At 31.4% G+C, this 13,337-nt stretch carries 12 protein-coding genes; 1 reads left to right on the plus strand and 11 read right to left on the minus strand.

The window, feature by feature from the left end; genetic code table 11:
• Nucleotides 1–24: 24 nt before the first annotated feature.
• Nucleotides 25–1,227 (plus strand): multidrug effflux MFS transporter, encoded by a 1,203-nt coding sequence (locus Q0997_RS05675; RefSeq protein WP_299885856.1) that lies wholly within the window; start codon nucleotides 25–27, stop codon nucleotides 1,225–1,227.
• Here the strand turns inward: Q0997_RS05675 and Q0997_RS05680 are convergent.
• The 11 genes from Q0997_RS05680 to Q0997_RS05730 all read right to left on the minus strand — a co-directional run bounded on the left by Q0997_RS05680 (nucleotide 1,224) and on the right by Q0997_RS05730 (nucleotide 13,335).
• A complete protein-coding gene (locus Q0997_RS05680) occupies nucleotides 1,224–1,685 on the minus strand; it encodes a phage tail protein (RefSeq protein ID WP_299885859.1) in 462 nt (153 codons plus the stop codon). The genes Q0997_RS05675 and Q0997_RS05680 overlap by 4 nt on opposite strands.
• Before the next feature lie 15 nt (nucleotides 1,686–1,700).
• Complete coding sequence (locus tag Q0997_RS05685) at nucleotides 1,701–3,272, minus strand: phage tail sheath C-terminal domain-containing protein (RefSeq protein WP_299885862.1); 1,572 nt, start codon at nucleotides 3,270–3,272, stop codon at nucleotides 1,701–1,703.
• Nucleotides 3,273–3,385: 113 nt separating this feature from the next.
• A complete protein-coding gene (locus tag Q0997_RS05690) occupies nucleotides 3,386–3,913 on the minus strand; it encodes a GNAT family protein (protein WP_299885864.1) in 528 nt (175 codons plus the stop codon).
• Between the two features lie 279 nt (nucleotides 3,914–4,192).
• Nucleotides 4,193–4,492: a GIY-YIG nuclease family protein gene (locus tag Q0997_RS05695; RefSeq protein ID WP_299885867.1), complete on the minus strand. Its 300-nt coding sequence runs from the start codon at nucleotides 4,490–4,492 to the stop codon at nucleotides 4,193–4,195.
• A 368-nt stretch (nucleotides 4,493–4,860) separates the two neighbouring features.
• Nucleotides 4,861–5,160 carry a GIY-YIG nuclease family protein gene (locus Q0997_RS05700; protein ID WP_299885870.1) on the minus strand — a complete coding sequence of 100 codons (300 nt, stop codon included), beginning with the start codon at nucleotides 5,158–5,160 and terminating at the stop codon, nucleotides 4,861–4,863.
• 208 nt (nucleotides 5,161–5,368) lie between these two features.
• Complete coding sequence (locus Q0997_RS05705) at nucleotides 5,369–6,439, minus strand: proline iminopeptidase-family hydrolase (protein WP_299885873.1); 1,071 nt, start codon at nucleotides 6,437–6,439, stop codon at nucleotides 5,369–5,371.
• 43 nt (nucleotides 6,440–6,482) lie between these two features.
• Nucleotides 6,483–7,475 carry a PD-(D/E)XK nuclease family protein gene (locus Q0997_RS05710; RefSeq protein ID WP_299885876.1) on the minus strand — a complete coding sequence of 331 codons (993 nt, stop codon included), beginning with the start codon at nucleotides 7,473–7,475 and terminating at the stop codon, nucleotides 6,483–6,485.
• Nucleotides 7,472–8,461, minus strand: a complete 990-nt coding sequence (locus tag Q0997_RS05715) for a hypothetical protein (protein ID WP_299885879.1) — start codon at nucleotides 8,459–8,461, stop codon at nucleotides 7,472–7,474. Before Q0997_RS05715 ends, Q0997_RS05710 begins: the two co-directional genes overlap by 4 nt.
• Nucleotides 8,458–10,395, minus strand: a complete 1,938-nt coding sequence (locus Q0997_RS05720; RefSeq protein WP_299885882.1) for an AAA family ATPase — start codon at nucleotides 10,393–10,395, stop codon at nucleotides 8,458–8,460. The genes Q0997_RS05715 and Q0997_RS05720 overlap by 4 nt, the downstream gene beginning before the upstream one ends.
• Nucleotides 10,392–11,714, minus strand: coding sequence for a restriction endonuclease subunit S (locus Q0997_RS05725; protein ID WP_299885885.1), 1,323 nt, complete (start codon nucleotides 11,712–11,714; stop codon nucleotides 10,392–10,394). The genes Q0997_RS05720 and Q0997_RS05725 overlap by 4 nt, the downstream gene beginning before the upstream one ends.
• Nucleotides 11,704–13,335 (minus strand): class I SAM-dependent DNA methyltransferase, encoded by a 1,632-nt coding sequence (locus Q0997_RS05730; protein WP_299885888.1) that lies wholly within the window; start codon nucleotides 13,333–13,335, stop codon nucleotides 11,704–11,706. The genes Q0997_RS05725 and Q0997_RS05730 overlap by 11 nt, the downstream gene beginning before the upstream one ends.
• Nucleotides 13,336–13,337 lie beyond the last annotated feature (2 nt).

Here is a 13,337-nt window from a genome sequence, read left to right on the forward strand (position 1 = left end):
TAATAATTGGCTTATTTTTGCCCAATGCTAGACCGCCAACCTCTAAAAAAAGAATTTGTAGCATTAATGGCTGCATTAATGTCTTTAGTTGCTTTATCAATAGATGCTTTACTGCCTGCTTTACCTGAAATAGGTGCTACTTTAGGCGTTAAAAATCCCGCGAACAACCAATTATTAATCACCATGATCTTTTTAGGTTTAGGTTTTGGTCAATTAATTTTTGGACCATTATCAGATAGCTTTGGACGTAAATCTATGGTCTACTTTGGTTTTATCATTTTTGTTATTGCTAGTATTATTTGTGTAACCACGAAGAGTTTTGAAATGATGATTATTGGCCGTGTTTTACAAGGCATTGGATTATCGTCCCCAAGAACTATTGCCATAGCAATGATACGTGATACTTATAGTGGTGATTATATGGCAAAAGTATTATCAATTGTTGTCATGTTTTTTATTTTGGTTCCTATAATTGCACCTACTTTTGGACAACTACTTTTAAATGTTTCAGACTGGACAGCAATTTTTAATAGTAACTTAATTATTGGTTTATTAATTATAATCTGGTTTTGGCAACGACAGCCTGAAACATTGTCTAATAAAAACCGAATCCCTTTTTCTTTTAAAATTTTTATCACAGGCACTAAGGAGTTTTTTAAATATAAGGCATCTGTTGCATTTACCTTAATCTCTGGATTTATTACAGGTTCTTTTATGGTGTATTTAAGTACCTCTCAACAAATATTTCAAGAGCAATATGGTTTAGGAGAATTATTTCCATACTTCTTTGCTAGTACAGCAATCGCTGTTGGTGCTTCTACATTTTTAAATAGTCGTTTAGTAGTAAAATATGGTTCTATGCGTATTGCTTATATAGCTACAATAGCCTATGTTGTAATATCTTTACTTTACATTCTATTATACTTTAATGGTAACCCAAGTATCTATATACTTATTAGCTTTTTTATGGTTCAGTTTTTTGCTGTGGGTTTACTTTTTGGAAATCTTCGTGCCTTAGCTATGGAACCGCTAGGTCATATTGCTGGTATTGGTGCTGCTATTAATGGCTTCATATCTACAATAATGGCTGTACCCATTGCTAATTATATTGGTAGTTTTGTAAAAACCTCTGTATTACCTTTATTTATTGGCTTTTCTTTATTTGGAGTATTATCCTTTGTTGTTTTTTTATATGTAAAACAAAAACGCACTTTAGTTAAAGCCTAATTACCACCATTGCAAATAGTGAGTTTCTCATGAGCAATCTCTAGAGTATCGATAGCAACTTCATTGCCATCAGATTTTAAATCTGTACTGGTTATTTTTGTCGGCCAAGCATTATCTAATTGCCATTGTATAGTAACAGTACCGTTTTCATCTAATAGCTTAATAATAACAGTTTGTCTCTTAATTGTATTCATAGAAATTTGAGCATGCCATTCCCAAAAAGTAGCATCATTTACAAAAACACCTCTTTTCATAGTAATATTACCATACTTTACAATACCTGGCATGTTTTCTACTGAAAATAAAGCGCTATTATTTTTACGGTATTCTATAATTTGATTTTCTACATCCATTCCAGAAACCTCTTGAAATGCTACATTTTTGAGAGTGTTTCCAAAATCTACTTCAAATCTAAACTTTGGCATTGGCCAAACAGCATTTTCATTATCTACAGGCATACTATATTTTTTTAACTAACTTGATTTTGCCATTTCTTGTTGAAACGTGATAACTATAAATTCTGCTGGGCGTACTACAGCCACTTTTATAGTAACATTCATAAATCCATTTAAAAGGTCTTCAGAAGTCATTGTTGTACCTAATCCGCAGGCTACAGAAAAGGCATCTGCAGCTGTTGCTCCTTGTAATCCGCCTTCTTTCCATATAGTAGTTAAAAAACTACTTATCATTGCTTTAACGCCTTCCCAAGTGTTCTTATCATTAGGCTCAAAGACGTAAGCATGTGCGGCAAGTTTACAAGATTGCTCTATAAAAGTCATTGTTCTACGTACTGGTAAATATTTCCAATCTAAACTATTACCATCTAAAGTTCGTGCACCCCAAATTAAAATCCCTAAGCCATTAAAAAAACGAATGGCATTAATAGACTTACCAGATACTGCATCGACATTTAAATCACCTTGTTGAGATTCTGATAACCTAATAGGTAAACTAACAGCTCCAACAATAGAAGTATTTGCTGGTGCTTGCCAAACACCTTCTTGATTATCTATAGTTGTCATAACACCTGCCATTGCACCACTAGGTGGTAATATATTAGCTTGTGCAAGTACCTGTTTAATAATTGCACTATACGTTTTACTCGCATTTAATAAAGCGTTATGCCCTTGGCTAGTAGTTAACGTTTTCTTTTTAATAGTATCAATAATAGTAGCTACAGATGGATTTGGATTGTTTTCAGGGCTTAATAACGACGCTAACAAATCAATATTACCTGCAAATAGATTGGTATAATCGATATCTGTATTTTGCATAATGCTTGTTCCAATAAATGGATAATATGCCGTACCGTAATCTAAAGCATTACTTCCTGTATTATTTCTAAAAGTCTCAATATCTTTAGTATATAGTATTGGATCTGGAGTATTACCGCCTATAACATCAAAAATGCTAATAGCCGTTTGCATTTCAGTATTTTGAAGTAACATAGACTGCATTAATGTACCATTATTTTCTATTGACAGTAATGTTGCTTCTGGACAAATGTACATTGTAGGTTCTGTTTCATTTTTCAATAAAGCTAAACCAGCTTGTAACTCATTTAACTTCACATTTGGATTTACAATCTGTTCTCCAGCAGTTATAGGTTTTTTGGACGATTCTCCATACGTACCAACCGAAACAATATACGCGTCTCCGCCTCCATTTTCATAAAACAATCTAATACTGTTGTACAAATAATAAATGGTATTAGGGTCTGGAACGATACTATAATACTTACCATCAATAAGTATATAATTGCCCTTTTCTGGCTGATCCATTTGTTCTACTAAATAATATTCAGGACTGTATTGCTTTGTTGGACTTGCTGGTGCAGCTGGATCTGGATAACAATATATCGCTTGAAACTCTGCAAATGATGTGATTTTCATTGCGACATTAGTATACGACTTCCCTTCAAATAAGGCTTGCGGCGTATACCCAATAAATGCAGGAACAGCTGTTGCCACTGGAACTACAGAATTAGGAAAAGCATTTGTTTCATTTATATATACACCTGGTGATTTAATATTAGATTCAATCATAATTATCCTTGTTGCTACAACACTTTATATTAATTATTTTAGATTTTCAAATTGCATATTATATTAATATAAAACAATAGGTATATCTACTTGTTTTTATAGTAAATGTATCATCAAAAGATTCTACCATAATAGTTTAAATCTACTACTTCTCCTTTAGTTGTTCTATAGTCTTTTCTAATAGTGCCTTCTAATTCAAAGCCATTTTTTAATGCAACATGAATACTTCCTATATTTTTACTGCCTACTCTAGCTAAAAGCTTTCTAAAGCGATACGTCTCCATTAAATAATCGATAACTAAACCTGTGGCTCTAGTTATTATACCATTACCTTCATAAGCAGCATCTATAAAATAGCCTAATTCTGCTTTGGGAATATGCCAATCGATATTTTTAACATCTACCAAACCAACAAACTTGTTAGTCACCGTATTAATTATAATAAATGGAAAGTAACTTTTTTCAATAATCCGTTCTTCTATTTCTTTGCAATACAATATTGTCTCTAACAGTGTTTCTGTTTTAGACACCGTACCTGCAAAAAAATCTTCAAGTCTTCTGCGGTTAGCATCAATTAACTTAAAAAACGCTTCGCTTTCATTGGGTTTTAAAAGTTCTATTTTGTAATCGTCAAATTGCATTTATTTTAAAATTATAATATTACTATCATTCATGAGATTGCCACGTCCTACGTCCTCGCAATGACGATACATTTATGTTTTTTACTTCTAACTATCATGCTTACGTCATTACGAGCTTTTCCTTAGAAAAGCGTGGTAATCTTTTGAGTTGAAATACGATTCAAACCATTACTACTATTCATGAGATTATTCACGTATACTATTTTATTAAATCGGAATTTATGAATGCTACGCATGTGCCACGTCGTTCTTTCCATCACTCCTCGCAATGACATAAAGTTAACTAAAGTAAAACAACCATCCATCCGATAAATCATTCCATTCAGAATTCATATATGCAATGAGCTTTTCTTTATTTTTTCTATTACCTTTTTTAATTTGTTTCTCTCTAACTATAGCTTCATCTATTGAATTAAAAGCTTCAAAATAAACTAATTTATCACAGTTGTATTTAGATGTAAACCCTTTATATGTTTTATTTTTATGTTGGTATACTCTTTTTGTTAGATTAGAAGTAACACCAACATATATCACCGTATTATTTTTATTGGTCATGAAATACACATGAGATTCTTTCATTGTTTATTCTCTTCTTTACTTCTTAATACTCAGGCTAACGTCATTACGAGCTTTTCATTAGAAAAAAGCGTGGTAATCTGTTGATTTGAAATGCGGTTACAATTATTACTTCTATTCAATAGATTGCCACGTCCTACGTCCTCGCAATGACGATACATTTATATTTTTTACTTCTTACTATCATGCTTACGTCATTACGAGCTTTTCCTTAGAAAAAAAGCGTGATAATCTTTTGAGTTGAAATACGATTCAAACCATTACTACTACTCATGAGATTATTCACGTATACTATTTTATTAAATCGGAGTTCATGAATGCTATGCATATGCCACGACGTTCTTTCCATAACTCCTCGCAATGACATAAAGTTAACTAAAGTAAAACAACCATCCATCCGATAAATCATTCCATTCAGAATTCATATCTGCAATGAGTTTTTCTTTATTTTTTCTATTACCTTTTTTAATTTGTTTCTCTCTAACTATAGCTTCATCTATTGAATTAAAAGCTTCAAAATAAACTAATTTATCACAGTTGTATTTAGATGTAAACCCTTTATATGTTTTATTTTTATGTTGGTATACTCTTTTTGTTAGATTAGAAGTAACACCAACATATATCACCGTGTTATTTTTATTGGTCATGAAATACACATTAGATTCTTTCATTGTTTATTCTCTTCTTTACTTCTTAATACTCAGGCTAACGTCATTACGAGCTTTTCATTAAAAAAAAGCGTGGTAATCTTTTGATTTGAAATGCGGTTACAATTATTACTTCTATTCAATAGATTGCCACGTCCTACGTCCTCGCAATGACGATGTATTTATGTTTTTAACCTAACTATTTCATATTTCCTGCGTCCTCGCAATGACATTACTTGTTAAAACTTCCATCATCTACACTTTTAATAAAGTCTATCAAGCCTTTAAAGAATACTTTCTGGTCATCAAACTGTGATAAATGACTGCCGTTTGGGCATAATAAGAAGTCGCCGTTTTTCACTTCTTCACTAATCCATTTCATATGCTCAGGATCCATGGTATCGTGAGTCGCTCCTATAGTTAATGTAGGTACTGTTATTTCTTTAAGTCTGTCTTTTACATCCCAATTTTTAAGTGTCGCATCGCCTTTTATACCAAATTCACTTGGGCCTTGCATAGTAACATAAACCTCTGGATTAAGATGTTTAAAGGCTCTATTTATGGGTTCTGGCCATTGGTCTACTGGCATTCTAATCACGTGTTCTGTATAGTAGTTTTGAACAATTAAATCTAAGTAACGTGGATTAGCATAATCTTCTTTCTCTTCGTAACTCATAATCTCTTTAAGTACTTCTGGATCTAGTTTTGGCGCTAATACTTTGTCACTATACTCTTGATATTCTGGTATAGACGCTACCATATTAGAAATGATTAAGCCTTTTAAGTTCTTTTGGTACTTTAAGGCATATTGCATGCCTAAAATGCCGCCCCAACTTTGTCCATACAAATAGAAATTATCTTTATCTAAACCTAAAGCTATTCTCACCTGCTCTACTTCTTCTACAAAACGGTCTAAATCCCATAGCGATAAGTCTTTGGGTTGGTCGCTGTAATACGAGCCTAATTGGTCGTAGTAATAGTATTCTATATTTTCTTGCGGAAAATAGCCATCAAAACACTCGTAAATCTCATGTGTCATTCCTGGTCCACCATGTAACAACAACACTTTCATGGTTGGATTATTACCCACACGTTTGGTCCAAACTTTAAATTCTCCTTTTGGTGTGGTGATTGGTATCATTTTAATACCGCCAAGAAATTGATCTTTATCTTGTGGTTGTAAGTAGTTTTCTACAGAAGCACTAATTGTTTCTATTTCGTGTTCGTGAGTGTGTTCGTGTTCTTGTTTGCAGCTAAAACTGATTGTTAGTATTAAACTGAGAATTAAAATTTTGGTTTTCATATTCTGGTAGGATTAGAATATAAAGTTAGGGAAAAACAAGTAATCATTCTTGTAACATTATCCTTCTAGTGAATTCTTTAAAGCTAACACATCTATTTGGAGGCACAGATGCTGCTATCCAATTTTTACCTCTTCCTTTTTTAATTCCAGGATCTTTTCTTAATGGTTTATTTAATTTAACAGGCTCATCCATAAAATAATAAGTATAAACTTTATTGTCTTTATCTAACTTGACACCTCTAATCCACAATTTTATCAATTCTTGATCTTTAGAGAATTTCGATAACTCAGTACTCGTATTTGTAATTTCATGAGGCTTCATTGTTAGAGTTCCAAGAACTTTAGATAAATAACTAATGCCTTCACCTTCTTCTTGTTTGGCTTTTCTGGTAAAGTGTGGTGCGAAGTAGAGAGGAATACCAAATGTTTCAAAGCGCCTGTATACTTTATAATTTTTATACCTATCCATTTCTGTAGGATCTGAAACATCTTGTATTAATATTTCTTTTTGTTCATTCATATTGTACGTTCTTAATGCGAATTGAGAGAACTCTTTTATTAATAGGATTGCTAGGTGTTTTCTTGAGGTGTATAAATCAATAATTTCTAACCAACCTAAATAGGTTACCTCTACATTCTCAACTTTTTGTTTGGTTGAGTCTCGCTCTTGTGTGATAAAACATAAAATATTTTGTGGACACTCTGGGTTAAAATCTCTTATGTATTGTGTGCGTTGTTCTGTGACTTTGCCTTTTCTAACTTTACATTCTATAATGATGTGAAACCTATTTGGATAACTTATTTCTATATCTGTGCGGTTTCTATCGCGTTTACGTTCTATTTCAACTTTAATCTTACTAAAGTTGTTTTCTGTATTTTTTAGTTTTATACCAAGATGTTTTAAAAACGAAAACATAGCTTCTCGCTCACTGCCTAATACAAACGCAAAACCTTTAGATAAAGCGACTTCATTTTTGCCTAAAAGCGAAAATCGGTTAAGGATAGAATGGTTTTGTCCTGTTTCTTTTATGATCATTTTATCAATTTAAGTTGTCTAGCTATATCTTGAGTATATTTAGACATTGGCCTTTTACTCAACTCTTCTGGTTTTGAATAATTACCTATTAATAATCTATCAATAATTGTAGCATCAGGGAAAATTTTTGAAAATTCTTTTTCAAGAATTCTTCTATAAGTTTGAGGGTTTGCTTTAGCTTTTAAAATAAGTTCTTCTGCTACATCTTTATGATTATCGTAAACTGAATCTATTTGAAAAAGCTCATTGTGATTTTCGAGTAAATCTACATCTCCAGAATTTGACTCTAAATTTACTTTTAGACGATGAAGCTCAAACTTTACCCAATAAGCTAATACAGATTTATCCTCAATTTTAAAATTAAACAAATCAAGTTCGTCTGATGTTGTGTATAATTCAAATAAAGCTTCTTTATTTCCTTTTGCTAAGTTACAGTTTGCACAAGTTGGATATAAGTTAAAGAAAGTAGTGCATAAAAAAGGATATTTGGATTTTGGATAATAATGATCTAATTGTAGCTTTGCCAAAATCTTCTTAACTCTACGTTTTTTTTTATCATAAAACCTTTTCTCAATTGCTAACGTAGATTGAGCATTACAATACACACAAGATTTTAAATTAGAACCTGAAAGATATTCGGGAAACTCTTTTTCTCGTAAATCTTCATAACGCATAGCTTTGACAATCTCCTCATGAAACGTATATTTAGAATTTCCGAACTTCTTATTTATTTTACTAACTGCTAAAACTTTATTAAACTCTATAATGAAATCTTTCATTTCATCAGGATTTGCATTTAATATATTCTCATAATTATCAATAATTTTTCCTATATACAATTTGTAGTTATGGCTTCTTTTTCGCTTGAGCTTTTTTAATCGTTCAATAGGCAACTCAAAAGAACTCTTTCGTGTTTTTACAAATAGATTACTGTTGAATTTTTTCACAGTGTATGCCAACTCATCCGTTACTTTAATCCGCCTCATTTATTTAACTTTGCTAGTTGAACCTCCATCTCTCTGATTTTTTGAGCCAAAAGCTCCTTGTCCTTAAATAAAAACTTTTTATTATGCAAAGACTGAATCCTTTCTTGAATTAATGGTTCATCTATTATATCTATAACTTTTTGTGCTCTTGCAGGATTCCAATCTTTTAAATGTTTAATATTTTCTTCTGATTCTTCTTTCTTTTCATTGAAGGTTAAAAAGTTTATTAAATCAGTAATTAACTCCTGTGCAAACTCGCCCATAAAACCATCTTCTAAAAAGAAACTATGAGCTAGTAAATCGTGTACATTTGCACCAAATGATTTTACAGGTTTCTCTTCCTGATTAAGAATTATATTTTTCCCTTCTTTTTTATTAAGGTAGATAATTTGATTATTAGGTAAATCAGATAAGGTAATTGGGTCGTGTGTAGTAAATATAATCTGAATTTCAGATCGCAAATCTTTAAAAAAATAAGGCAAAAATGTAGTTATAGATTTAACAAAAGATTTTCTCCATTTTGGATGAAATCCCATATCTGCTTCATCTAGCAACAAAACGTAGAAATCTTTTTTTGAAATACTATTTATATCTAAATACTGTTTTTTGAAGTAATAATAAATTCTTGAATAAAAGTTTAATAAAGCAGTTTCACCTGAGCTTAAATCTCTTTCAGATGGCTCATAGCTTATTAAACCTTCAATCCTTTCTCTTTTACTAAATATTACTTCGCCTTTTTCTTTAATTCCACCATAGTATTGATCGACCTTGTTTAAAAAGGAAGTATGATACTCAATTAATTGAATAGCCTGATCATTATTTAAATAAATTGATTTTGAATTCCAATCAAAATTTCTTGTATCTCTATCATTTTCAGCTTCTAATCCATCAATTACATCAAACAAATAATTAATCATTTGTTTTGTCTCGTCAACAGGTAGTAAAGCTATTTTTTGAGAGCCAACTTGAAAATAATGCAACTCTAATAACTTAAAAAGAGCTTCTTTTGGATCTAAGTCATTTATTAATTCTGTATATTCTTTATTCGTTATTTCAAGATGACCTTCTTGCAAATACTGATTTTTTTTCTCCATTTGAATTATAAACAAGCTCAGTAAATCTTCTAACAAGTAATTTTTTAAAAGATTTTTTTGAAGAATCACATGGCTATAACCTTTAGGCCTATTTTTGTTTATCTCTCTTCCTTCGTCACTAATTAATTTATATAATGTATGAATTGCATATTGCAAATCAAATGGAGTATTATGAAAATTTATTCTATCCTTATCGTAATCGATATCTAATTTATACCTAATAAAAGAAAACCTTGCTCTTTCAAATTTAGGAAAATCAAATACTGTTTGTAATTGTATGGCGTATTTTGAAATTTGAAACTCAAATATTCGGATAGAATTTTTTGCCTTCAACCAGCGTGATAAATTCACATCCTCATTCGCAACAAATTTATTTTTAGAAGCTTCAATGTCTTCTTCCAGAATTGTGTCAAAACTTAAATCAACACCATCTAAAGGCTCTTTAAAATCTAAATATGGTGAATAATAAAGTGTTTCAATTAGATTTATATCAAGTTTCCTTTCAGTAAAATCATAACCAGCTCCCAAAGAAGGACATAATGTGTAAGTAATATTATTATCTTCTACTATGAGTATATAATCACTCCCATACCCTTTTCCTTTTAAAAAACTAATGATATATCTTAATAAAGTTGTTTTACCAGAACCATTTTTTCCAACAATTGCCGATACTAAACTCAAATTAATTTGGTCATAAAGATTTTCAACCAAACCATGATTTTCTACTCTTGTTATTCCACGAATATCTGTAAAATCATATATAAATTTACCACCAAAATTTATAGTTTGAGGCTCTTCAAAAAGGAAATTATCTTCAATATATATTGCAGCTAACCTCATACCTCAACATATTTTGCATTCTCCTCCGCAACCATACCCAACTCTTCTTTAGCCTCACCAACAGTAACCTGCCCATTCATAAGCATAGGCAACAACCAATCGCGTAACTCGGCGAGTTTTTGGTTTTCTTCTAAGTTTAACGCGACTTTATCATTGTATTGACAAAAAATAGAAGTTGCTTTATTAATTAATTCATCATTCAAAGGAAGCGCAATTTTCAATTCCATAATATCGTTATGAGATATTGAGGGATAAGCAGAAACAGATCCTACTGCAATTTGTTGAAGCCTTGCACTCACATAATCTTGTGATAAAATTTGAAATATAAAATCATTAGTAATCTTAGAATCATTACTTCTAATCTGAGCAAAACCAGTAGATGCAATTAAATTTTCAATAGGTCTTTTTATAATTCCGTAATGTAATTGATTAGGACGAACTGTAGAATATAAAATATCGTTTTTAGACACAATTCTTTGTGCTCTACTTGGAATTTTATCTCTATCAAAATCTAATTTCTGAAAAGAATCGATAACATTTTCAGTTAAACTACTTGTATCTAAATAATTGATTTTATCATATCGACTTTCTTTTGTTATATTCCATTTATTACAATCTGCAAAACCGGAAACACTCCTAACTTCCCAACCCTCCGGAATCTCGCGTTTCAATGCCTCATTATAAACCATTTTACCACCAGACGCTTTATAAGGTTTACCATTAGCATCAGGAAAATCAAACTGTACAAACCAATAATCGTAAATGGTTTTTGCAATCTCTTCTAACTCTTGGTTTATTTTGTTGTTGACTTCTATTTTGGCATCTAAATCGGATAAGACTTTAACAAGAAAATCTTGCTGTTTTCTGGAAGGAATAGGAATTGGGCAATTCCCAAACGAATTAGCATTCAAATTCCCTCGAGTACTTCCCAAGGAAAAATTTTCAACCCATTGTTTATAATGCTTTGTAATTGTATAATATCTTAAATACTTTGGATTCACTTTTTCAGGATCTAAAGAAAACTTAATCAAGAAGCCAGCAAAAGCTAATTCACCATTTTTTATTTCGTGAAAGTAACTTTTACCTGTTGAATTTCCTGTTCTTGCAAAAACTATATCACCTTCCTCTAATAGATACTTTTCAATTTGAGAATCACTAACACTTTTTTTATCTGAATCTAATAATTTTCCATCTTCTGAAATATCAGTGATTCTTAAATAACGTATTTTAGTTTCATCAAAATCTTCAGCAGATGCAGGAATACCATAAATTCCGCATTTATTTGGAAAGCATAATTCTTTTAAGGCCTTACTTTTCATAATTCAAATTTTTCAAATTATCTTGAATTTCTTTTTCCAACCTGCCGCTTTCAGCAAATAACTTTTCCAAATTGGTTCCAAAACCTTTAAGTTTTGTATTAAACTCTTCCGCAGTAATATCAACATATTCAATCTTGACTTCAAAATATTGCCCTGCACTCAACGAATAGTTTTTGGCTTCAATGTCTTCGTAGCTTACCACTACAGAAAAATCCTCTTGTGTTTCTTTAGCATTAAAAACATCTATGATTTGTTGTTCTTCAGCATCGCTTAACAAGGTCTTTTGGTTGCCATTACTGTCTTTAACTTTGCTTCCTAAATTAGAGGCATCTACCAACACAACATCTTTGGTATTGGTCTTATCTAAAAACAAAATACTCACATTGGTTCCTGTGGTTGCAAAAATGTTGGATGGCATACTTACTACGCCTGCTAGCATTTTGCTTTCTACGAGCTTTTTTCTAATCTTTTTATCAATACCAGATTGAGCTGTAATAAAACCTGTGGGTACGACAATAGCGGCTTTACCTTTTGCTGTTAAACTGTGCATGATATGCTGAATAAACAATAGATAAATGGCCATAGAATCCTTTTTCTTGGCTGGCACTTTAGGAATGCCAGCAAAAAATCGCTCCTTATTGGCTTTGCTGTCTAAATCTGCACTGTAATCGCTAAAATCTAACTTAAATGGTGGATTGGATACGATATAATCAAACTGTTCTAATTGCCCATCATCTTGTTTATGATACGGACTTAAAATGGTATTACCTTGTATAATGTTTTGTATAGAATGTACTAGATTATTTAAAATCAAGTTTAAACGCAACAAGGCAGATGACTTCTGCGAAATGTCTTGTGAGTAAATGGTACATTTATCTTCACCTATGGCATGTGCTAGATTCATTAGTAAGGTTCCAGAACCAGCACTAGGATCGTAACAGGTTACGTTGTTTACATTATCATCAGTTACTAAACATGCAGCCATAATTTTGGCTACTGCATGCGGCGTGAAATACTCTGCATATTTTCCGCCACTATTAGAATTGTAATCTTTTATTAAATATTCAAAAATGGTTGCAAAAAAATCGAACTTCTGCGTGAAGATATGTTCAAAACTAAAATTAACGAGTTTATTTACAATGGCTTTGCAAAAGGCGTCTTTATTATCTGTGACGTATTTACTTAAGTTTTCAAACAACACTACTTTTTCGCCTCCTTGTGTGAGCACCGAAAAAATATCAATATTGTCTTTCGCGACATTTAGTAAGGTCTGATCAAAAATGTCTGCAAACTTATCCTTGTTTTGTTGCACAAATAATCGTGATAATAGATTTTTAGGCGCAATACGTGCTGTATTCTCACTAATCTGCATCGTGAGTAACTCTAAATCATCATCTGAATATTTCTTAAGTGCTTTATCAAAATCATCTGCTTTGGCTAAAGTAGGTTCTAATTGTTTTAACTCATAAACATATTTGTCGTTTAAGAATTTATATAAAAATACTTGGGTGATGATTTTAAATTCGTTTCCATCATTTCCTAAACCATAATTGGCACAGACGCTTTTTAAATTGTCTATGAGTTTCTTGGTTTCCGCTTCAAATTGTACTGTAGTTGTCATAT

The organism is uncultured Lacinutrix sp. (genome assembly GCF_947500325.1).
Taxonomy (GTDB): Bacteria; Bacteroidota; Bacteroidia; order Flavobacteriales; family Flavobacteriaceae; genus Lacinutrix.